Origin of the sequence: Rhizobium rhizogenes NBRC 13257 (genome assembly GCF_000696095.1) — a bacterium.
In the GTDB taxonomy this organism is placed as follows: domain Bacteria; phylum Pseudomonadota; class Alphaproteobacteria; order Rhizobiales; family Rhizobiaceae; genus Rhizobium; species Rhizobium rhizogenes.
The window spans coordinates 110,554-130,810 of record NZ_BAYX01000002.1 but is presented as its reverse complement, the minus strand read 5'-3'; the positions used below and the strand labels follow the sequence as shown (position 1 = coordinate 130,810).

21 protein-coding genes are annotated in these 20,257 nt (G+C 61.1%); 6 read left to right on the top strand and 15 right to left on the bottom strand.

The features are described 5' to 3' along the window. Positions 1-66: 66 nt before the first annotated feature. The 11 genes from RRH01S_RS04655 to RRH01S_RS04605 all read right to left on the bottom strand — a co-directional run bounded on the left by RRH01S_RS04655 (position 67) and on the right by RRH01S_RS04605 (position 10,360). On the bottom strand, positions 67-1,623 hold the full coding sequence (locus tag RRH01S_RS04655) for a Do family serine endopeptidase (RefSeq protein ID WP_042470177.1): 1,557 nt from the start codon (positions 1,621-1,623) through the stop codon (positions 67-69). A 174-nt stretch (positions 1,624-1,797) separates the two neighbouring features. Further along, positions 1,798-2,253 carry a cytochrome c-type biogenesis protein gene (locus RRH01S_RS04650; protein ID WP_007693274.1) on the bottom strand — a complete coding sequence of 152 codons (456 nt, stop codon included), beginning with the start codon at positions 2,251-2,253 and terminating at the stop codon, positions 1,798-1,800. After that, positions 2,250-4,241, bottom strand: coding sequence for a heme lyase CcmF/NrfE family subunit (locus RRH01S_RS04645; RefSeq protein WP_007693266.1), 1,992 nt, complete (start codon positions 4,239-4,241; stop codon positions 2,250-2,252). Before RRH01S_RS04645 ends, RRH01S_RS04650 begins: the two co-directional genes overlap by 4 nt. Then, positions 4,238-4,687 carry a cytochrome c maturation protein CcmE gene (ccmE, locus tag RRH01S_RS04640; RefSeq protein WP_007693264.1) on the bottom strand — a complete coding sequence of 150 codons (450 nt, stop codon included), beginning with the start codon at positions 4,685-4,687 and terminating at the stop codon, positions 4,238-4,240. Before ccmE ends, RRH01S_RS04645 begins: the two co-directional genes overlap by 4 nt. After that, entirely contained in the window at positions 4,684-5,832 is a 1,149-nt protein-coding gene (gene ccmI, locus RRH01S_RS04635) for a c-type cytochrome biogenesis protein CcmI (RefSeq protein WP_007693262.1), read from the bottom strand. Before ccmI ends, ccmE begins: the two co-directional genes overlap by 4 nt. Before the next feature lie 98 nt (positions 5,833-5,930). Further along, on the bottom strand, positions 5,931-6,362 hold the full coding sequence (locus RRH01S_RS04630; protein WP_007693260.1) for an RT0821/Lpp0805 family surface protein: 432 nt from the start codon (positions 6,360-6,362) through the stop codon (positions 5,931-5,933). Between the two features lie 90 nt (positions 6,363-6,452). After that, positions 6,453-7,847 (bottom strand): ATP-binding protein, encoded by a 1,395-nt coding sequence (locus RRH01S_RS04625; protein WP_042470171.1) that lies wholly within the window; start codon positions 7,845-7,847, stop codon positions 6,453-6,455. Next, entirely contained in the window at positions 7,837-8,508 is a 672-nt protein-coding gene (locus RRH01S_RS04620; protein WP_007693256.1) for a response regulator transcription factor, read from the bottom strand. The genes RRH01S_RS04625 and RRH01S_RS04620 overlap by 11 nt, the downstream gene beginning before the upstream one ends. A gap of 136 nt (positions 8,509-8,644) precedes the next feature. Then, entirely contained in the window at positions 8,645-8,893 is a 249-nt protein-coding gene (locus RRH01S_RS04615; RefSeq protein ID WP_007693254.1) for a hypothetical protein, read from the bottom strand. Positions 8,894-9,460: 567 nt separating this feature from the next. After that, the gene (locus RRH01S_RS04610) at positions 9,461-9,769 is read right to left on the bottom strand and encodes a Dabb family protein (protein ID WP_012651154.1); all 309 of its coding nucleotides are present in this window, start codon (positions 9,767-9,769) and stop codon (positions 9,461-9,463) included. 105 nt (positions 9,770-9,874) lie between these two features. Then, complete coding sequence (locus RRH01S_RS04605; protein WP_034519563.1) at positions 9,875-10,360, bottom strand: YcgN family cysteine cluster protein; 486 nt, start codon at positions 10,358-10,360, stop codon at positions 9,875-9,877. A gap of 165 nt (positions 10,361-10,525) precedes the next feature. On the opposite strand from RRH01S_RS04605, the gene RRH01S_RS04600 reads away from it, so the two are divergent. The 3 genes from RRH01S_RS04600 (at position 10,526) to RRH01S_RS04590 (ending at position 14,015) form a co-directional block, all read left to right on the top strand. After that, positions 10,526-12,721, top strand: a complete 2,196-nt coding sequence (locus RRH01S_RS04600; protein ID WP_012651152.1) for a transglycosylase domain-containing protein — start codon at positions 10,526-10,528, stop codon at positions 12,719-12,721. Positions 12,722-12,862: 141 nt separating this feature from the next. Continuing rightward, positions 12,863-13,450, top strand: coding sequence for a DUF1214 domain-containing protein (locus tag RRH01S_RS04595; protein WP_007693248.1), 588 nt, complete (start codon positions 12,863-12,865; stop codon positions 13,448-13,450). Then, positions 13,443-14,015: a DUF1254 domain-containing protein gene (locus RRH01S_RS04590; protein ID WP_007693247.1), complete on the top strand. Its 573-nt coding sequence runs from the start codon at positions 13,443-13,445 to the stop codon at positions 14,013-14,015. Before RRH01S_RS04595 ends, RRH01S_RS04590 begins: the two co-directional genes overlap by 8 nt. Positions 14,016-14,101: 86 nt before the next feature. Here the strand turns inward: RRH01S_RS04590 and RRH01S_RS34315 are convergent, their stop codons facing one another. After that, positions 14,102-14,269: a hypothetical protein gene (locus tag RRH01S_RS34315; RefSeq protein ID WP_007693246.1), complete on the bottom strand. Its 168-nt coding sequence runs from the start codon at positions 14,267-14,269 to the stop codon at positions 14,102-14,104. A gap of 523 nt (positions 14,270-14,792) precedes the next feature. On the opposite strand from RRH01S_RS34315, the gene RRH01S_RS04585 reads away from it, so the two are divergent. Next, the gene (locus RRH01S_RS04585) at positions 14,793-14,999 is read left to right on the top strand and encodes a hypothetical protein (protein ID WP_007693245.1); all 207 of its coding nucleotides are present in this window, start codon (positions 14,793-14,795) and stop codon (positions 14,997-14,999) included. A 426-nt stretch (positions 15,000-15,425) separates the two neighbouring features. Next, complete coding sequence (locus tag RRH01S_RS04580) at positions 15,426-16,454, top strand: DUF2336 domain-containing protein (protein ID WP_039973838.1); 1,029 nt, start codon at positions 15,426-15,428, stop codon at positions 16,452-16,454. A gap of 111 nt (positions 16,455-16,565) precedes the next feature. Here the strand turns inward: RRH01S_RS04580 and RRH01S_RS04575 are convergent, their stop codons facing one another. The 3 genes from RRH01S_RS04575 to RRH01S_RS04565 are packed head-to-tail and all read right to left on the bottom strand — an operon-like array spanning position 16,566 to position 19,320. Next, positions 16,566-16,925 carry a DUF1491 family protein gene (locus RRH01S_RS04575; protein ID WP_007693240.1) on the bottom strand — a complete coding sequence of 120 codons (360 nt, stop codon included), beginning with the start codon at positions 16,923-16,925 and terminating at the stop codon, positions 16,566-16,568. Between the two features lie 48 nt (positions 16,926-16,973). Next, positions 16,974-17,816: a peptidoglycan-binding domain-containing protein gene (locus RRH01S_RS04570; RefSeq protein WP_007693238.1), complete on the bottom strand. Its 843-nt coding sequence runs from the start codon at positions 17,814-17,816 to the stop codon at positions 16,974-16,976. Next, complete coding sequence (locus tag RRH01S_RS04565; RefSeq protein ID WP_374188746.1) at positions 17,788-19,320, bottom strand: sensor histidine kinase; 1,533 nt, start codon at positions 19,318-19,320, stop codon at positions 17,788-17,790. Before RRH01S_RS04565 ends, RRH01S_RS04570 begins: the two co-directional genes overlap by 29 nt. Positions 19,321-19,790: 470 nt before the next feature. Between RRH01S_RS04565 and RRH01S_RS04560 the strand changes: the two genes are divergently transcribed. Continuing rightward, positions 19,791-20,252, top strand: a complete 462-nt coding sequence (locus RRH01S_RS04560) for a DUF5330 domain-containing protein (RefSeq protein ID WP_012651149.1) — start codon at positions 19,791-19,793, stop codon at positions 20,250-20,252. Positions 20,253-20,257 lie beyond the last annotated feature (5 nt).

Here is a 20,257-nt window from a genome sequence, read left to right as displayed (position 1 = left end):
TCGGAAACAGAGGAGCCGCGCCAGCCGTGGCCAGCGCGGCTCCAATTCATTCAATCAGCCGAAAAATCAGCCGGCGTTGATCGGCAGGGCGACGAAGCGGCTGCCGTCGCCGGACTGAATCTGGAACAGCGCGCGGGTGCGGCCATCCTTCTTCGCCTGCTCGATAACCTTCGCGATGTCGCCGGCATTGGAGACTTCCTCGTTGTTGACCGAGGTAATCTTCTCGCCTTCCTTCACGCCCTTGTCGGCGGCGTCGGAGTCCGGATCGACACCGGTGATCGCGACCCCCTTGCCATCGTCGGACGGGCCGACGGTGAGGCCGAGATCGGCAAGCGCCTTTTCGGAGGACGGCTGCTGCGGCTGGGACGGCAGCGAATTGTCGTCGTTCGAAGCCTGGCTCTGTTCGGCCGGCAGCGTACCGAGTTCGACGGTGACCGACTGGGACTTGCCGCCGCGCCACAGCGAGACATCGACCTTGGCGCCCGGCTGCATCGCACCGATACGGCGGGCGAGATCGCGCGGATCCTTGACCGGCTCGCCGTTGACGGCGGTTACGACGTCACCGTTCTTGATGCCGGCCTTCTGGCCCGGAGAACCGTCCTGCGGGGAGACAACCAGCGCACCACTCGGCTCAGACAGGCCGAGAGATTCGGCAATGTCCTTGGTAACCGGCTGGATCTGAACACCGAGCCAGCCGCGCGATACGGTACCGCTCTTGATCAAGTCGGCAACGACGTCCTTGGCCGTGGTGGCGGGGATGGCGAAGGCGATGCCGACGCTGCCGCCCGACTGCGAGAAGATCGCAGTGTTGATACCGACGACCTGGCCGTTAAGGTTGAAGGTCGGGCCACCGGAATTGCCCTTGTTCACAGGGGCATCGATCTGGATGTAGTCGTCATAGGGGCCGGAATGAATGTCGCGGCCGCGGGCCGAGACGATACCGGCTGTCACCGTACCGCCGAGGCCGAAGGGGTTGCCGACGGCAACGACCCAGTCGCCGACACGAACCTTCTCGTCGTCTGCCCAGCTGACATAGGTGAACTTCTTGCCCTTGCCGTCGACCTTCAGCACAGCGAGGTCGGTGCGCGAATCCTTGCCGACCAGCTTGGCGTCGAACTCGGTGCCGTCATTGAGAATGACAACGAACGCAGCACCATCGGAAACGACGTGGTTGTTGGTGACGATATAGCCATCTTCCGAGACGAAGAAACCGGACCCCTGGGCGACCGGGCGCAGATGACCCTTGCTATCGGGCTGACCTTTTTGCTGACCTTGCTGCTGGTTGCGACCCTGCTGCTGCTGTTCGAACTGCTTGAAGAACTTCTTCAGCGGATGATCGTCCGGCAGCTCGTCGAAACCGCGGCCGAGGCCGAAGGAATCGTCCTCATCGGCAACCGGATTGATGCGGGATTCGACGCGAACGGAAACGACCGCCGGAGATACGGCGTCGACGACATTGGCGAAGCTCGGAACCTGCGGAGCCTGAACATTGACGGCATCTGCGTAGGAACGGCTGACTTCAGCCGGGACACCGGCAGCAAGGGCGGCAACAGCGAGACCGGCGACGACAGAAGCTTTCATAGCGGTGCTACGGGACAAAGTGTCCTTGATATTCCTGAACATATGCGAGTTACCTTTTCTTCTCTCGTCCGATTTTCTTCCACCGGCGGAACCGGTGATGAAGGCTCATGGGAATGATATAGGGCTTCAGACCTTACAGCGAACTGTCCGACCCATGAAAACTTGGTAATGTAACGAAATATTGTCGACAGGAGCAAAACAACCTGTCGTGTGACATCACTTGTCGAGGATCTCGCTAAGGCGCGCCTCTTCCTCCGGCGTCAGCCGCGTACCCGTCGGCTTTCCGACGCGGCGTCTGGCGTAAACTGCGAGAGCAAGCCCGCCGAAAAGGAAGAGCGTCACCGGCGCTCCCCAGAGCAGCAACGTCTTTTCGGTAAAGCGCGGCTTCAACAGCACGAACTCGCCGTAACGGGAGACGATATAGTCGAGCACCTGCTTGTCGGTATCGCCATCGGCGAGGCGCCTGCGGACCAGAAGCCGCAGGTCGCGGGCGAGATCGGCATTGGAATCGTCGATCGACTGGTTCTGGCAGACCATGCAGCGCAATTCGGCCGAGATCGTGCGCGCTCGCGTTTCCAGCGCTGGATCGGGCAACACCTCGTCCGGGTTGACGGCGAAGGTGGGAGCGGCCGCGAGAAAGAGTGCAAGGGCCAGGAACAACCGCCGGATCATTCCGCCGGCTCCATGGCTGGGCGGGACACCGGTTTCGCCTTGCGGCTCGGGGCGCCGACGCGCAGGCGACGGTCGCTGAGCGAGATGAAGCCGCCGAGCGCCATGATGACCGCGCCGCCCCAGATGCAGAGGATGAAGGGCTTCCACCAGATGCGAACGACCATACCGCCGTTGTTGGTGGGATCGCCGAGCGAGACGTAAAGCTGGCTCAAGCCGAGGGTCAGAATGCCGGCCTCGGTCGTTGCCGTGCGGCTGGCGGTAAAGACGCGCTTGGAGGACGAAACCTCGGCGACAGCGACGCCGCCACGGCTGACGGTGAAGTGGCCGCGATCCTCGGTGAAATTGGGGCCGACGCCCGGCTGCGTGCCGTCGAAACGCAATGTATAGCCGCCGAGTTCGGCCGTGCCGCCCGGCTTCATCGTGGTGATATTCTCGGTCTCGAACGTCGTAACCGCGACGATGCCGAGGACGGTGACGCCGAGGCCGGCATGGGCAAACGCCGTCCCGAAGGCGGAGCGCGGCAGGCCGCTCAGACGTCGCCAGGCGACATTGCCTTTAACCTTGCCGAGGCCAGCACGATACCAGAGATCGGTCACGGCGCCGAAGACCAGAAAGAAGCCGGCGGCAAGGCCGAGAACGGCAAGCACCGGCCCGCCATGGCGGACGTAGAACAGGATGAGGCCCGCGATCAGAGCCAGGCCGGCGGCAACATAGAGCCGCTGCAGCACGCCGAGCAGATCGCCGCGCTTCCACGCCAGCAGCGGTCCGAAGGGAACGGCAATCAGGATCGGCGTCATCAGCAGGCCGAAGGTCATGTTGAAGAAGGGCGGGCCGACGGAGATCTTGTCGCCGGTCAACGTTTCCAGCGCCAGCGGATAGAGCGTGCCGGTCAGCACCGTGCCGCAGGCGACCGTCAGGATGAGGTTGTTCAGCACCAGCGCGCCTTCGCGCGAAATCGGCGCGAACAGGCCGCCGGCGGCAAGCCTCGGAGCGCGGAAGGCGAAGAGCGACAGCGCGCCGCCGATGAAGATCATCAGAATACAGAGAATGAAGATACCGCGCGTCGGATCGCTGGCGAAGGAATGCACCGAGGTCAGCACGCCGGAGCGCACCAGGAAGGTGCCGAGGAGCGACAGCGAGAAAGTCAGGATCGCCAGAAGAACCGTCCAGATCTTCAGCGCATCGCGCTTTTCCATGACGAGCGCGGAATGCAGCAGCGCCGTGCCGGCAAGCCAGGGCATGAAGGAGGCATTCTCGACCGGATCCCAGAACCACCAGCCGCCCCAGCCGAGTTCGTAATAGGCCCAATAGGAGCCCATGGCGATGCCGAGCGTCAGGAAGGTCCAGGCGGCGAGCGTCCACGGACGGACCCAGCGCGCCCAGGCGGCGTCGATACGGCCTTCGAGAAGGGCTGCCACGGCGAATGAGAAACAGACAGAGAAGCCGACATAGCCGAGATAGAGCAGCGGTGGATGGATCGCCAGGCCGATATCCTGCAGCACCGGATTGAGGTCCTTGCCCTCAGCCGGGGCCGGGTTGAGGCGGATGAAGGGATTGGAGGTCAGAAGGATGAAAACCAGGAAAGCGGCCGAGATCCAGGACTGCACGGCGAGCACGTTGGCGCGCAGCGTGTCCGGCAGATTGCGCCCGAACAGTGCAACGAGCGCGCTGAACAGCGCCAGAATCAGCAGCCAGAGCATCATCGATCCCTCGTGATTGCCCCAGACGCCGGAGATCTTGAAAATCATCGGCATCAGCGAATGAGAATTCTCCCAGACGTTCAGTACCGAGAAATCAGAAGTGACATAGGCATAGGTGAGCACACCGAAGGAAAAGGCGACCAGCGCGAACGTGACGATGGCGCCGACCGGGGCGATATCCATCATCGACAATTCGCCCCGCCGCGCACCGATCACCGGGATGATCGAGACGATGATCGCGGTCGCAAGCGCCAGCACCAGCGCGTAATGTCCAAGCTCGATGATCATTGGCTTGCTTCCTCGCCCTTCCAGACGCCGTCGGCCTTCAGCCGGTCGGCAACCTGCTTCGGCATGTAACGCTCATCATGCTTGGCCAGCACGCTGTCGGCAACAAAGACGTCGCTGCCCGGCTCGAATTTGCCTTCGGTAACGACCCCCTGCCCCTCGCGGAAAAGATCGGGCAGGATGCCGTTATACCGGACCTTGATCGCATCGGAGCCGTCGGTGACGGAAAACTGGACCTGCGTGCCCTCGCCGCGCACGATGCTGCCCTCGCCGACGAGACCGCCGAGGCGGATCAAGGTTCCAGCGCCGATGGGGCTCTTGGCGAGATCGCCGGGCATGTAGAAATAGGCAACCGACTGGCTGAAGGCGAAGAGGACGAGAAGCACGGCAGTGGCGATGAAGCCCATGCCGCCGGCAATGACGGCCAAACGTTTCTGCTTGCGGGTCATTGCTGCGTTACCTCCGTCGGCAGTCCGAGCTCCTTCGCCAGAGCCACGAGCTGCTGCCCCTCGCCGCCATAGGCGGGAAACGCGGCAAGACCGCGCTTCAGCGCATCGGCCGCACGCTCCCTGTCGTTCAGCACGGCATAGGAGCGGATCAGCCGCATCCAGCCCTCGAAATTCTTCGGATCTTCCTTGAGCCTGGCGTCCAGGCTCTCCACCATGCCGCGGATCATCTGCTGCCGATCGCCGCTGTTCAAGGCACTGATAGCCTTAACCTGCTCGGGCGTCGGATTCCCCGGCGCCTTCGCGTCAGCCGCGGCCATATCCTCCGCTGTGCCGCTGTTCTTGGCGATATGATCGTTGACCGCAGCCATCCAGGGCGCTTCGGGCGGAGATTGCTTCGCCAGCGCCACGAAGGCGGTTCTGGCTTCCGCCGCCTTGCCGTCCTGCTCCAGCGCCAGCGCGAGATAGAACAGCGCGCGGGGATTGTTGGCATCGAGCGCAAGCGACTGCTGTAGCGTGCTGCGCGCCTCCGCCGTGACGATGCCGCCGGCCTTCATGATCAGCACCTCGCCCAGGCTGCCAAACCGCTCGGCGCTGGGGCCGAGCAGGCGAATGACATTGCGGTAGGCAAGCTCCGCGTCAACGATGCGGTTGGTCTTCAGGTAGATCGGCGCCAGCACTTCCCAGCCCTTGCCGTCATCGGGGCTCTGCGCCAGATGCTGCTCGACCTTGACGATCGAGATGGCGAGATCGTTGCCGGGCTGTTCGAGACGCGCCTCCAGCGGCTGCGACGGCAGGCCGGGCGCGCCTTTCATGAGATAAAGACAGAGCCCGATGGCGGGCAGTATGAGGATGATGAAGGCCTGCGAGAAACGATAGTTACCGTGCCTAGCCGCTTTCGCGGTATTCGACGTGGCATTCGAAACGGCCAGCAGGCGGCGGCCGATTTCGGCGCGAGCATAGCCGGCCTCTTCCGCCGAAATCAGGCCGCCCGCAAGATCGCGGTCCAGCTCGCGAAGCTGGTCGCGGTAGACCGCAACCTCCCCGGCACGGCCATCATCCGCCGCATTTGCTCCGCGCAAAAGAGGATAGAGCAGGACGGCGCCGACAACGGCCGTCAGAACGGCCACGAGAATCCAGAACAGCATAGACGCCCAATACTTTAACCGGGCGACTATTCCAACCGTCAAAGCCGGGTTGACGAAGATTTGAGGCGTTTGGCCGCGCTTTTCAGCAGTACGGAATCCTAGTTCAACGGCGACCAGGTGCCGTCGTCATTGCGGCAGGCAGCGCCCCTTGCCTGGGTCGGCTTGCCGTCAACGGTGACCGTGTGCCTGTATTGGCGGCAATTCTGCGAGCCGACCTGATAAGGGGCCGCGGCCACGACTTCACCACTGATATTCTTACTTGTCCAGACGACGGGCATGCCAAGCGGCGCGGTTTCCAACGCCCGATATTCCGCTTCCAGCGCCCGCCGTTGATCATTGTCGCTGAGCTGGATACCGGTACGCCCGACGATACCGCCCTCCAAAGCCGCAATATACGGCGTCGAAGCCGGCGGCTTGGCCGTGGACAGGAAACTGACGCCGGGGATCTTACCGCTCGGTGTCGAGCAGGCGGAAAGGCCAATGGCGGCAAGAACGGACGGAACGATCAGAAAAAAGGTGCGAAGCTTCATACAACCGAACCAATATCAACGAGCAAACCAGAGGCACTGCAGTGCGGCATCTTCATGACGCAGCACATCTTTTTGGCATCATGCCGCGCATCAAGCAACATCCTTCGTTACCCCCGGCAGAATTAGACTGGCGCGAAGACCGCCCCAGGGACCGCGGGACAGCTCGAGCCGCCCCTGATATTCGTTGATGATCTCGCTGACGATCGAAAGCCCGAGGCCGGTGCCCGGCTTGCTCTCATCGAGCCTGCGGCCGCGCTTCATTGCCTCGCGGATCTGATCCGGCTCAAGACCAGGCCCATCATCCTCGACCACCAGTTCCACCCAATGGCGCCTGGCCGGATCGATGCCCTTCACCTCGGCCGGCGCCTCATTGGCGGCCACGCGCACCTTATGCTCGGCAAAACGGGCGGCATTCTCGAGCAGGTTTCCGACCGTTTCCTCCAGATCCTGCTGCTCCATGGCGAGCGCCAGGTTCGGCGATACGGAAAGCTCGAATTCCTTGTCGGCATTGAGCCGCCGCATGACGCGCACCAGACGCTCCAGCGCCGGCTCCGCCTCGGTGCGGGCCAGCACGGATTCGCGCTGCGCCGCGATGCGGGCGCGGTTGAGATAGGACTGTACCTGTCCCTGCATGGCCTCAGCCTGGCTCTTGACCAGATCGCCATGCGAACGTTCCAGCACGCGGGATTCGTTGAGCAGGACCGCAATCGGCGTCTTCAGCGAATGGGCGAGATTGCCGACCTGCATGCGGGCACGCTCGACGATACGCCGGTTGCTTTCGATCAGGGCATTGACCTCGTTGGCGAGCGGCAAGATTTCACGCGGGAAATCGCCCTGCAATCGCTCGCTCTCGCCGGCGCGGATACGCTCAAGGGCCGCGCGAGCCTTATCGAGCGGCATCAGGCCGTAGAGAATGGCAAGCGCGTTGACGATGAGGCTGCCGACGCCGAAACCGACGAGCGCGAAATACAGGCTCTGGGAGAAATTGCGGACATCGTCTTCGACGACGGCAACGTTACCTGTGACGCGGAAACGGGCGGCGTGGTCCGTATCCAGCTGGACTTCAGTTTCAGCCACCTGCACGCGATTCCCGAATGCGTCGCTGACGATGTAAGAGCGCTCGTAATGTTTGTCGAAAGGAGCCTCCAGCACCGACAGCACCGTTAGGTTCGACGCGCCGAGCGACGGCGAGACCAAGGGGGTCGCGGTATATGTGCCGAGCGGTTCGACCATCCAGTACCATCCGGTCTTCGGCTGGGTGAAACGAAGGTCGCCAAGCTGCGGGCTGCCCGACAGCGCACCCTGGTCGCCGATGGTGACGGAATTGATGACGTTGTAGAGCTGCGCTCTCAAAAGATCCTGAAAGCCGCGCTCGGCGCTCTTGCGATAGATATTGGAAATGACAAGCCCGATCACCACCAGCGCTACGGCGGACCAGAGTGTGGTCAACAACAGGACGCGAGCGGTGAGTGACTTAATTCGCATTGGTCGGAGCTTGGATGCGGTAGCCCAGACCACGGACGGTCTCGATCAGGTCGACGCCCATCTTCTTGCGCAGACGGCCAACGAAAACCTCGATCGTGTTGGAATCGCGGTCGAAATCCTGATCGTACATATGCTCGACCAGCTCGGTGCGCGAGACGACTTCGCCCTTATGATGCATGAGATAGGCGAGCAGGCGGTATTCATGCGAGGTGAGCTTCAACGGCTTGCCGTCGACGCTCGCCTTCGAACTCTTGGTGTCGAGGCGCACCGGGCCGCAGATGATTTCGGATGAGGAGTGGCCGGCGGCACGGCGGATCAGCGCCCGGATGCGCGCCAATACTTCCTCGACGTGGAAGGGCTTGGCGACATAGTCGTCGGCGCCGGCGTCAATGCCGGCGACCTTGTCGCTCCAGCGGTCGCGGGCCGTCAGGATCAGCACCGGCGTTCCCCGGCCCGCACCACGCCATTTCTCGAGCACGGTGATCCCATCCATTTCCGGAAGGCCGATATCGAGGATGATGGCGTCATAAGGTTCGGTATCGCCGAGGAAATGCCCTTCCTCGCCGTCGAAGGCTGTATCGACCACATAGCCTGCCTCTTTCAAGGCATCGGCAAGCTGGCGATTGAGATTGATATCGTCTTCGACAATGAGAATTCGCATATTCCGACCCAATTTCCCCGGTTCGAGAAACAGTACTGCAAATCAGGTTTGAGTGGAATCCACTCGGCCATAAGATTTTGCGTGAGATTCAAAGCGTTAGAGCGTTCCCTGCGTGCCGGCGTGACAGTGTTTCCACCTACATCGGCACCTTCATGGTCACTTTGCGCGGCCGCTGGCCGTTGCCCTGAACGAGGACGGTGACGACACAACTGTCGCCTGACGGCTGCGCGGAAAGGAGTTGCCCGCCTGTCTTGGCGACAACTTCGGCCGCAGCCTCGCTGCAGTCGCTGTTTACACGCGCCACCAGGGTCGGCGTCGGCGTCGGCAGAACAGTCGAGCCGGCCATGAGCGCGGCCGCTGCTGCTATGCTTATGAATGATGCCATACTCAGACTTCCCACGGGGACATTAACTTGACCGAATATGTACCCAAACGCGTCTGAATGGCAAATGAATGGGCGGTAATTTTCCACGCGCAAAACGTGCGGCCGGAGTTTTTCCTCTTTTAAGTCATTGCGTTAATTATACTTATCGTAATCCGCATCTCCGATCCGGCGACGAGTGGCCCGTTGACGCGCTTCGAACCTCGGCCGCATCCGGAAACGGCTGACAAGCCGCGCCAATTGCCCCTCCCAAATGCCGGAACCACGCCTGAGACTCGGGAGAAGTCAGGCATTTTTAATCTTTCTTGATTATCATTACCTGATAGTCGCACCATGACAGGTGACGCATCACGGGCTGATGCAACTGGCCTTAAAGCGTTTTACGCACGTAAGACGCGTAGATTTTCTTGAGTCTTTTGAATCGCTTGAGGTCACTTTTTCGCGAGTTGAGTCGCCAGCGAGAGAAGTTGAGTCCGGATCTTCGCGCGATGAATCCAGTTGCGGCGAAACTGATTCCGCTACCATACCCAACTATCCGGATTGACTGCGCTATAGTGCTTTCGCCAACGGTTAAACCGGCTCGCGCACCGCCGCTGTGCTTTCGTAGTCCGCCGCGATCCGCATTTCGCGCAGCGGGCGGACCCGCTCGATCGAAAGTTGATAATTCGGATGCGCCTTGTAGGCCGCCAGCGCCGCTTCGTCGTCGAATTCGCCATAGACCACGATATCGACATCGGTGCCGAGCTGATCCGTCTTCACATTGGTGCCGATCTCCAGCAGGCGCGCATGGGGAATAGCCGTCAGGATCGACAGCCCGGACCGCACAGCCTCGAGATTGGCGCGATCGGGAACGGTGAAGAAGACGATATGGCGGATCACGCGGAGGCTCCCTGTGCATTGGCGAAGGCACCGCGCGATATCATGCGTGGCCGGTGAATTCAACGAGCGCCGATGCGACAGCTTGGCGCGACAGGGCGCCAAAACCTAGGCTTTTGCCGGAGGGGTGGCCTCCATCTCGTCCTCCACCGTCAACGGCCAGTCGACGACATAATCCTCGAAATCGTCGACGGAGACTTCGTCTTCGCTAATGGTGCGACCACGCGCCGAGGCGCGGGCAATATGAACCGTTTCCGGGTCGCCCGATATCAGCGGATGCCACCAGTAGAGATCACGTCCTTCGTCGACGAGACGATAGGCGCAGGTCGGCGGCAGCCATTGCAGGTCCGGAACCTTTTCTGGCGTCAGCTGCACGCAGTCGGGCACGAAATCCCAGCGGTTCGGATAGCTGGTGCATCGACAGCTTTGGCCGTCCATCAGCTTGCAGCGGACCGACGTGAAATAGACGTCGCCGCTATCCCAGTCCTCCAGCTTGTTGAGACAACAGAGACCGCAGCCGTCGCAGAGGCTTTCCCATTCGGGTGTGCTCATCTCCGTCAGCGTCTTGCTTTTCCAGAAAGGTGTGTCGTCCATGATCGTCGTCCTCGCCGCGCGCGAGGGAAATGCGGGCTGCGGCATGCATGTCTCTTGTTCTTTTTGGTAAATCAACCAAATATTCAGTATGCCAGTCTATCAGAAGATAGGCATTGCGTGTCCCAAAAGAATACGCGACGCGGCATTGTGGTCGGGAAGTAGAGCGTGGAAGACCCATCCAACCCAGAGAACGGGCCAGAGACCAAGCCCGATGCGCAACCGGAAGGCCAGGCGGAAAAGCGGCCGCGCCGGAAGCGGCATATTCTGCTGCGCATCGATTCCTGGATCGACTCTTCTCTATGGAACGCAGGCTTTCGCCTTGGCGAACTTTGGGAAGACATTACCATTTTCTTTCGTCGTTTCCGCGCCCGCGGCTGGAAACGCATCCTGTTTGAACTGCTTGGCGAAGGATTAACGCTCGGCACCGCCGGGTCCGTTGTGCTACTGATGCTCGCCATGCCGGCTTTCGAAGCGACACAGGGCGACTGGCGCAATCGCGGTAATTTCGCCGTCACCTTCACCGACCGCTACGGCAACGTCATCGGCCATCGCGGTATCATCCATGAGAATTCCGTACCGGTGGACCAGTTGCCGGACTATTTCGTCAAGGCGGTGCTGGCGACCGAGGACCGGCGCTTCTTCGATCATTTCGGCATCGACGTCATCGGCCTGTTCCGGGCATTATCGGTGAATGCCCAGGCCGGCGGCGTCGTCCAGGGCGGCTCGACCCTGACACAGCAGCTCGCCAAGAACATCTTCCTCAGCAACGAGCGTTCCCTCGACCGCAAGATCAAGGAAGCCTTCCTGGCAATCTGGCTGGAAGCCAATCTCTCGAAGAAAGATATCCTCAGCCTCTATCTCGACCGCACCTATATGGGCGGCGGCACGTTTGGCGCGGCTGCTGCCGCACAGTTCTACTTCGGCAAGAGCATTACCGACGTCAACCTGGCGGAAGCCGCGATGCTCGCCGGCCTGTTCAAAGCGCCGGCGAAATATGCCCCGCATGTCAATCTGCCGGCCGCCCGCGCCCGCGCCAACGATGTTTTGAGCAATCTCGTGCAAAGCGGGCTAATGACCGAAGGGCAGGTGATTGCCGCGCGGCGCAATCCCGCCTCCGTGGTCGACCGCGCCCAGATCGAATCCCCGGACTTCTTCCTCGACTGGGCCTTCGACGAGGTGCAGCGCCTTGCCGCCCGCTTCCCCGAGCGGTCGCTGATCGTTCGCACCACCATCGACATGGGGCTGCAGAAAGCCGCGGAAGATTCGGTCGAATCCAGCCTGATGGAATATGGCGAGCGCTATCATGCCAAGCAGGGCGCAACGGTCGTCATCGAAAACGGCGGCGCGGTGCGCGCCATGGTCGGCGGTCGGGATTATGGCGAGAGCCAGTTCAACCGTGCCACAAGGGCGCTGCGGCAGCCGGGCTCTTCCTTCAAGATCTACACCTATTCCGTTGCCATGGAGAGGGGCATGACGCCGACCTCCACCATCGTCGACGCGCCGATCACCTGGGGCAACTGGAGCCCGCACAATTATGAAAACCGCTATTCAGGCAAGGTGACGCTGGCGACTGCGATCGCGCAATCGATCAACACTATTCCGGTACGCCTCGCCAAGGAGAAATTCGGCATCCAGCCAATCCGCGACATGGCCAAGGCCATGGGCGTGGAAACGCCGATCCGCAACGACAAGACCATTCCGATCGGGACGTCCGAAGTGACCGTGCTGGACCAGGCGACGGCCTATGCCGTCTTCCCGGCCGACGGCATGCAGTCCCGCCGCCACGGCATCGGGCAGATCGTCGGCTATGACGGCAAGGTGCTTTACGACTTCAGTCATGACGAGCTGCCAGCCAAGCGCGTCCTCACCGAAAAAGCCAATTCCTATATGAACCAGATGCTGATCCAGATCCCGCAAATCGGCACGGGCCGCAGGGCGGCGCTCGATCGCGGCATCCTCGTCGGCGGCAAGACCGGCACGACGCAAGCTTATCGCGACGCCTGGTTCATCGGCTTCACCGGCAACTACACCTGCGCCGTCTGGTTCGGCAACGACGACTACACCTCCACCAACAACATGACGGGCGGCACCCTGCCGGCCATGACCTTCAAGAAGATCATGGACTATGCCCATCAGGGCATCGTGCTGAAGCCCCTCCCTGGTATCGACAACCCCTTCCCGGTGCAGAAGCCGCAGGCCGTGGCCGCCAAGAAGCCTGCCGACGGATCCGAAAACACCTTGCCGCCGCTTGTTCGCCCACGGACGCTATCGGTGGATTCCACCAAGATACTGCGCGACCTCGGCGACAAGCTGAAGGCGGCGGCACCGCTTGCGACGCAGAAGGTGGCAACCGCGGAATAAGGTCACGCCGACCGCATGGCGCAATGCGTTATGATCCTGTGTTTTTGAACGCAAGTTCGGCAATCTACCCACTAACCCTTTCCCCTGCCGTCAGAATCAGGGATAAATCGCCACCTGATTGGTCATAAGGACGATCTTAGGGTGTTCCGGGTTCCCCTTCTTGTTGCAGTTTCGCTGATGCTCGCCTTTGGCGGCGGAATCCTGTTCACGCTTTTTGCGCTGGACGCGACCTCCGGTTTCGGTGCGATCAAGCTTGGCGCCTGGCAGGCTTTTCCGGATATGCACACGTCGGATGCCGACCCCTATGCGAAGTCGCATCGCGCGCGCGCCGGACGGTTGCTCTATGGCACCGCAGAGGGATTGTCGTTCATTGCATCCGATGACGATAGCGGCGCTCGGTTGACGGCGGCTTGCAGCTATCGCATCAGCGGACAAACCCCGCCGGCGCGGCTCTGGACACTGTTCATCGCCGGCAATGACGGCGAAGCGCTTGAAGCGCCTCCCGGCCGGCCCTCGGCGATCAATTCCTGGGTGGTGCTGCGCAATCCCGATTCAAGCTTCAGCATCACCGTTTCATCGAACGCGCAAGCCGGCAACTGGCTGGCCCTGCCCTCCGGAGGCAATTTCCGGCTGACATGGACGCTGCTGGATACGCCAGCCGCCGGAAATTCCGGTCTGATCGACCTCTCCATGCCCAAGCTCGAGAAAATCGGATGCGGCCATGTTTAGGACCGTCTTCGCCATCCTGACCGGAGTACTTGGCGCAGCCCTGCTGCACCTCATCATCATCTTGTCCCTGCCGCATTTCTCGGACCGCGACGCCTATACCCGCATCGAGGATGAAGGTGATGAAAACCATTTCTATATGCTCGACAACAAGGATGACGATGCGGGGCTTTCCAACAGCGATCCCTATATCCGCACCGCTGTCTGCGCCTTCGACATCGACGAACAGCCGATCCGCCTGACCGCCAAAGGCAAGGTGCCGTTCTGGTCGCTATCGGTCTACGACGCGGCATCCAACGAGGTCTTCAGCATGAGCGACCGCACCTCGGTCGGCGGCGCGCTCGACCTTTTGCTCGCCTCGCCGGTCCAGCTGACGGGCATCCGCAAGGCGCTGCCGCCATCGCTTGCGCAATCGATCCTGGTCGAAGTGCCGCGTGCGGAGGGCTACGTCGTGCTGCGCGCCATGGCGCCCGAAGCAAGCTTCGACGATGCCGCCCGGAACTTCCTGTCTGAAGCCGGATGCGATGTGTTTGATGACAGTGAAATTGAGCTGAAAAGCCGGGGCTAACCGACGGCATATCGTGGTTTGAACCGCGAAGCTGAAAGCCGCCCTGGCGGCTGAACGCCGACGAAATCCGCCGGCCTATGATCGAACTACTTGCCCTTTGCCCGCTTCGGTCCCGTGCCGGGACGGTGGGAGCTAGCGTCGAGGCGCTCGTAGCGCACGCCGGTGAACAGAAGGATCTTCGCCTCAACCGGCTCCTTTTGGGCACGTCGCGGCAACCGCGATCGTCGGTCCGAAAGGGATATGATCTTTGCCATTCTCGTCTCCATTAACAACCCGAGACGGATGAATTTGCGACTGATTTCACCCTGTCCGCCATCAAAGCGGACCAGCGTGCCCTTTAGTCTTCGCGGCCTCCTGCGGCTCCGACAAAGGGCATTCACGCCTTCTCACGATATTCTCTGAACACCGTGACATGGACGACCAACTGTGGCTTCCATGCGAACTATCATGCGACCAAATTCTGCAAATCGCTGTTTTCACCCGAATTCAGACATACTGTGGTTAACAGAATGCTAATCATCGTCGCACCTTACCACGGGCTTCCGCGGCCTCCTGAGCAATAAACGCGGAAAGGTCGGATTTGGTTTCATATGCGATGTAAAAAATTCGGGGATCATCTCATCCATAAAACATCGCAAAATCATGCTCTTAGATGAGTATAGCCTTCTATCCGCGAATGAAGCAGAGACAAGATGCGTTGCAAAAAAGTGTCACGCAAATATTATTTGCGGTAACGGCAAATTAACGTATTGTGACGGGTGAAACAGAGGGTGGGCAATGTCAGTCGCGGCCAATTCCTTCTTCTCTCCCGAGGACGTTAACGTCCTGCGGGGCGCACTCGATAAGTGGTGCCTGGAGAAGCGGATCGACATCAAAAGCACTGAAGCCCAGTTCGCGGCAACGGCGGCGATCAGCCTGTTTCAATCCGGTTGCGACACCTCCGAGAAGCTGCTGGTGGCGTTGCGCGAGCATAAAGGGCTCTGAGCCGGAAGCGTCGAAATCCAAGCGTCCAACTCCATCTTCACGCCGTTGGACAGCACAAGCCGTCAAAGCCCTCATAAGTTGAGCACGACAATCCAGGCATCGCGCCAAAACGATCTCGATGTGGGCCGAGAACCATCAAACACAAGCGATCCGACGCGAATGTCGCGGAAAACCCTGCGCAAGCTTAACGCGCAGTTTTTATTTGGATTTTAATAAAGTTTTCACCAACCATTAACCCTGCCAGCCTTACTCTCCAAGAAAGCCAGATCAGGACGACCGTGTATACGACCGTTTCGACAGCCACCGCCGATTGCGCGCGCGAAAGCCACGCACGCTCCGGCTCGGCGGCGAAAAGATGTCGCGTCGCATGCGTTTGATGATCGGGTTCCCGTTCTTTTTGTTTCGCGTATCAGTATGGGTGTTGGCGTGCGTGACCGGTTTCGAGATCTGGAAGAGCCTGCGACAGTTCGCAAGAAGGACGTGGTCCTGATGGCGACGGTTACCAGTTTCGAAGGCATGAACCACCCGTCCAAATCGGAGCTTCGCCAGTTTGCCGAGCTCTTCAGCCCCCTCTTCCAGGCATCGACCGACGAGGCGAAACGCCAGGCCGTCGCCGCACTCTCGCAATGCCCGACCGTGCCGGCCGCCGTCGCCCTCTTCATCGGCTGTCAGCCGATCGCCATCGCCGCACCGTTTCTGACAAGTTCGCAGGCGATCGACGACGACACATTGATCACCATTGCCCGCACACAGGGCGCCGCGCATGCGAAAGCCATTGTCCGCAGGCCGTCGCTGTCGCCCAAAGTCATCGACGCTCTGGTAGGCCTGCACCAGGCGGAGCCGGAGCGCGGCATGACCGCATCGGAGATCCCGGCGGCCGGACCGGCACCAGCGCCACGCTCGGAGGCAAGCGTACCCGACCCTGAGGCTGAACGCCTCGCCCGCGAGGAAGCCCTGCGGCAGACGATAAAGCACGTCGCGCGCCATCTTGGCCGCGACGACAATGACCGTCTGGGTCTTCGCAATCTGTCCGATACGCAGGAAGCCTTGATGGTGCGCTTCGCCCGGGAACGGGATGCGCAGCATTTTGCCGCCACGCTCGCTGACGCGCTCACCTCCAGCCACTGGCTTGCCGAGCGCATCATGATCGATACATCCGGCCAGCAATTGGCGGTGACGCTGGTCAGTCTCGGCATGGGCTTTGCCGACGCCGTCTATGCGCTCGAACGCTTTTATCCACACCTTTCCGAACGTCACGGTAGCGTCAGCCGCGCCTGGCTGGTGCTGGACAGCATCGATGCGGAGGAAAGCCACGCTCGCGTCGAAGCCTGGCGCCGCGCCGACAGCTACACCTATCTGCCGCCGGAACAGAAGACTGCCCCGCAATCGGGCGCGCCGCTGTTCGGCAACAGGGAAAGCCCGATCCGCGAACTGCGCGTCGTCAGCCGGCGCTAGAACGTTTCAACGCTTCACGGAAGCGCAGAAACGCTCTAGCTCTTTGTTGTTACGCAATTCCGGACGGAAAACCGCAGCACACTTTTCCTGGAATTGCTCCAGATCCCACTCTCAGTCGAGCGGATTGATGCGCTGGTCGGTGAGCGGCACGATATCGGCGATATCGTCCGTCTCCAGCTCGATGATCCAGAGATCGGGATCGAATTTCAGTTCGCGGTCGAGCATCTGCCTGATCTCGTCAGGCTCCTTGCGATCCATGCGAATTTCAAATAGGCGCGTCCCGCTTTCCTCTTCATCGAAGAAGCTTTGCGGCGCCGGCGCATAGAGCGTTTCCAGCCCATCGCGAAAACGCTGGCGGATGAAGATCGCCCCGGCCTCCTCCGAGCCCTTGTGCTCGACGGCAGCAAAGTCGCCACGGGAAAAAAGGCGACGGGTCAGGGCGGAAACGAAGATGTCGCTGCGCAATCTCATGGCTGAGCTATAGCCGCCAGCGGAAGACGAGGCAATTGATGGCGAGGATTAAAGCGCGCCGATATCCTGCAGTTTCTTCAGGACCGCCATGTCGGGCTCGCCGGTTTCCGGCAGCCGGTAATGTTTCTGGAAGCGGCGGATGGCAGCCTTGGTCTGCTCGCCGGCAACGCCGTCGACACTGACATTGCTATAGGCGATGTTGCTCAGGCCCTTCTGGATCTGCATCACCATGTTGACGGTATTGACCGCGTCACTGGGAGCACTCTTGGGCGTAGCCGGGCTTTTGCCGAGGCCCTTCTCGGCGCTCTGGATAGCCGCAGCGACAGGATCGATAGCCGAGGCATTGGCGGAAACATTGATCGGCCGCTCAGCCGGAACGGCGGCGACCGTCGGTTTGCTGGCCATGCGGGTGGCCGGGCTGGCAGTTTGAACGGAGGCCGTCGACGTGACAGTCGGCTGATTGGAAGCGGCATCGTTCGACGCCTCGGAGTCCTGGCGCTCGATACGAAATGTCGTGACATTGCCAGTATCGGCTTGCTGGCCGAGCAGGAAGGCCTTGCGACCGGGGATCTGATAGGGTGCACCGGGCTCACGGGTGCGCAAGAGCGGCGACGGGTGTATGCCCACCTGATACCAGAGAGCGTTGGCGGTGACGAAACCGAAAACCGCGAAGAAGAGCGCAATGCCACCGGCCGCCGCCGGATGCCGGCCGACAGCGCCGCCCAGCAACCCAGCCAATGCACCAGCGCCGCGCACGCCAAGGCCACCCAGCGCGCCGGCACCGCGCAGGCCAAGGCTGCCAACGGCAACCGCCCCTCGGGAAGCAAGGCCAGGCTGCTTGCGCCTGCCCTTGCCCCTTCCCTTAGGCGATTTTCGCTTTTGCGGGGCCATTCATCTCTTCCTCTTTTCGCTTTCCATTCATCTCCAGATTATGTTTCAGACGTGGCGGAAAATCGACCGTGCGGTTGGCATCCACAGGCTGTTGCACCACCACTCCGGAGCCGTCGAGCGGGATCAGGATCGTAATCACCGTACCTTCGCCCGGCGCGCTGGCGATGGCAAAGCTGCCGCCATGCAGCCCGACCAGCCCCTTGACCAGCGACAGGCCAAGACCGGTGCCGGCGTAACGGCGAGTATAATCATTCTGGATCTGCACGAAAGGCTGACCAAGCGAGGCGAGCCGATCGGCGGCGATGCCGATGCCGGTGTCGCAGACCGAGAGCTTCAGCATCCCGTCGGCCATGGCCGCATCGATGGTGACGGCGCCGCCGGCATCGGTGAACTTGATGGCATTGCCGACGAGGTTGATGAGAACCTGCTGGATGGCACGCTGGTCGGCGACGATATCAGCGAGGCCGCGCTGCACGCGGCTCGTCAGCGTCAGCCCCTTCTCCTTGGCCTGCAGGGCCAGCATGGCTTCGCAAGCGCCGATGGAGGCTTCGATGGGGAACGGCTCAGGCACAAGCTCGTAGCGTCCGGCCTCGATCTTGCTCATGTCGAGCATGGTGTTGACCACGGAGAGCAGATGCGCGCCTGACTGGCGGATCAAGCCGACATATTCGCGCTGGCGATTGTTCTCGAGCTTGCCGAAATATTCGCCGCTCAGGATATCCGAGAAGCCGAGAATGGCATTGAGCGGTGTGCGCAGTTCGTGGCTGACGGCGGCGAGGAAGCGCGACTTGGCGTCATTTGCCGATTCCGCTTCCGCGGTCTTGCGGTTAGCTTCGTCACGCAGCTGCTGGTCGTAGGAGATATCGCGTGACTGGCTGACGATCGAGGTCAGTCGGCCTTCGCCGTCGCGCCGCGCGCTCATCTCCATGCGGATATGAATGAACTGGTCGTTGCCCTCGATAACCGCCGAGCGCTCCAGGCGCAGATCGACGCCGAGGGCATCGCGGCCCTGGCGCAGCGTATCGACGGCCTGCAGGAAGAGGATGCGATCGGAGATATGCACCTGCTCGATGAAACCGCGACCGGAGGGGTCGCGCATCCAGCTCAGGAATTCCGCGCGATCGCGCCCGCCGACAGTGGTGACGCTGCCCTGCGGATCGAACAGGAGCACAAGACCGCTGGCGGCTTCAAGCATCAGGTCGCGATGCTCGACAACGACGGCCTCGACGGCGTCCGAGGCGGGCCGCTGACGCGACAGAGCGATGCTGCCGACAGCGGAAAACAGGAATGCGGCGCAGACCGTGGCAACGCCGACGGGCAGCGCGACGGCCGGGCTGGTGATGAAGGAAAGTCCCGCCGGAACGGCGACAAGCGCCACGGAAGAGGCGAGCGCAAGCCGGCGCAGGATCGCCAGTTCCTGTCCACGGACCTCGCCATTCCCGCTTGTCCGCGACAGCCAGCTTTCGCCCGTCCGGTCCACGAGGGCTCCAGCCCTGCCAGCCATGTTACTCAATACGCGCACACCAAAACCCGCACAAACGGTCATTTATCCAGGCCCACAATAGGCTCTGGCGACTTAAGGAAAGAATAAAGGACAGGCGCGCGGATCGGCCGAAAAAGCCCGAAAGTCCCGTTTTGGCGCACATGGCGGGACCTTTGGGTTTTGTGGTTAACAGCGGGTAAGCAACGGATTTTATTTAGATTTCCGTTCCGCGTTAACTTTTTGAACGCCGCCGACGCCCGTAATCCCCTGGAGATCAAGCAGATCGGCAGAGACATACTTAACAGCAATCGCTACAATTCGAGCTAAATAGGCTTCAAATTCCGAAAGCTAAAATTTGAATCAAATTTGCCAAAAATGCATCCAAGTTTTGAAAAGCGATGTTGTCCTCTGCCGAATAGGGTCTGAGCAACGTCGGATCAACGGATTCGAATCGGTGGCAAGACCGAACGAAGCACAGGATGGGCAAGGCAATGTGGTTTCTCATTAGAACAGGGTTCTGGTTTTCGCTGGTTCTCATGTTCCTGCCGATCTTCGCCAAGCCGCAGGGCGATCCCCGACCGGCGGGCGAGCCGCAGGTGCAAGTTTCCGACGCGCTGTCGGCTGCCTCCGGCGTGATGCAATATGTCGGCTCCATGTGCAGCGAGAAGCCCGATGTCTGCCTGAAGGGCGGCGAAACGCTGACCGCGCTGGGATACCAGGCCCGCGACGGCGCCCGCGTTGCCTATGACCTTCTCGGCCAACATTTCAAGGATCAGAAGCCCGGCGAACAGGCCGTAGCAACGCCTGGCGCCAGCCATGAGCAGGCAGCCGCGGAAGCGCAGCCCATGCCCCCGAAGCGCGTGGCCGGCACCCAGACCGCAGATGCGGTCGTTACCGGCACGGTCAAGCTGCCCTCTTTCATTCCGGTACCCTTGCCGAAACCCCGGACCTGATACTC

What these genes read in the sequence shown, in the direction of transcription:
- RRH01S_RS04655 (WP_042470177.1), bottom strand. Translation starts at nt 1,623, where the DNA reads ATGTTCAGGAATATCAAGGACACTTTGTCCCGTAGCACCGCTATGAAA.
- RRH01S_RS04650 (WP_007693274.1), bottom strand. Translation starts at nt 2,253, where the DNA reads ATGATCCGGCGGTTGTTCCTGGCCCTTGCACTCTTTCTCGCGGCCGCT.
- RRH01S_RS04645 (WP_007693266.1), bottom strand. Translation starts at nt 4,241, where the DNA reads ATGATCATCGAGCTTGGACATTACGCGCTGGTGCTGGCGCTTGCGACC.
- ccmE (WP_007693264.1), bottom strand. Translation starts at nt 4,687, where the DNA reads ATGACCCGCAAGCAGAAACGTTTGGCCGTCATTGCCGGCGGCATGGGC.
- ccmI (WP_007693262.1), bottom strand. Translation starts at nt 5,832, where the DNA reads ATGCTGTTCTGGATTCTCGTGGCCGTTCTGACGGCCGTTGTCGGCGCC.
- RRH01S_RS04630 (WP_007693260.1), bottom strand. Translation starts at nt 6,362, where the DNA reads ATGAAGCTTCGCACCTTTTTTCTGATCGTTCCGTCCGTTCTTGCCGCC.
- RRH01S_RS04625 (WP_042470171.1), bottom strand. Translation starts at nt 7,847, where the DNA reads ATGCGAATTAAGTCACTCACCGCTCGCGTCCTGTTGTTGACCACACTC.
- RRH01S_RS04620 (WP_007693256.1), bottom strand. Translation starts at nt 8,508, where the DNA reads ATGCGAATTCTCATTGTCGAAGACGATATCAATCTCAATCGCCAGCTT.
- RRH01S_RS04615 (WP_007693254.1), bottom strand. Translation starts at nt 8,893, where the DNA reads ATGGCATCATTCATAAGCATAGCAGCAGCGGCCGCGCTCATGGCCGGC.
- RRH01S_RS04605 (WP_034519563.1), bottom strand. Translation starts at nt 10,360, where the DNA reads ATGGACGACACACCTTTCTGGAAAAGCAAGACGCTGACGGAGATGAGC.
- RRH01S_RS04590 (WP_007693247.1), top strand. Translation starts at nt 13,443, where the DNA reads ATGTTTAGGACCGTCTTCGCCATCCTGACCGGAGTACTTGGCGCAGCC.
- RRH01S_RS34315 (WP_007693246.1), bottom strand. Translation starts at nt 14,269, where the DNA reads ATGGCAAAGATCATATCCCTTTCGGACCGACGATCGCGGTTGCCGCGA.
- RRH01S_RS04585 (WP_007693245.1), top strand. Translation starts at nt 14,793, where the DNA reads ATGTCAGTCGCGGCCAATTCCTTCTTCTCTCCCGAGGACGTTAACGTC.
- RRH01S_RS04575 (WP_007693240.1), bottom strand. Translation starts at nt 16,925, where the DNA reads ATGAGATTGCGCAGCGACATCTTCGTTTCCGCCCTGACCCGTCGCCTT.
- RRH01S_RS04570 (WP_007693238.1), bottom strand. Translation starts at nt 17,816, where the DNA reads ATGGCCCCGCAAAAGCGAAAATCGCCTAAGGGAAGGGGCAAGGGCAGG.
- RRH01S_RS04565 (WP_374188746.1), bottom strand. Translation starts at nt 19,320, where the DNA reads ATGGCTGGCAGGGCTGGAGCCCTCGTGGACCGGACGGGCGAAAGCTGG.
- RRH01S_RS04560 (WP_012651149.1), top strand. Translation starts at nt 19,791, where the DNA reads ATGTGGTTTCTCATTAGAACAGGGTTCTGGTTTTCGCTGGTTCTCATG.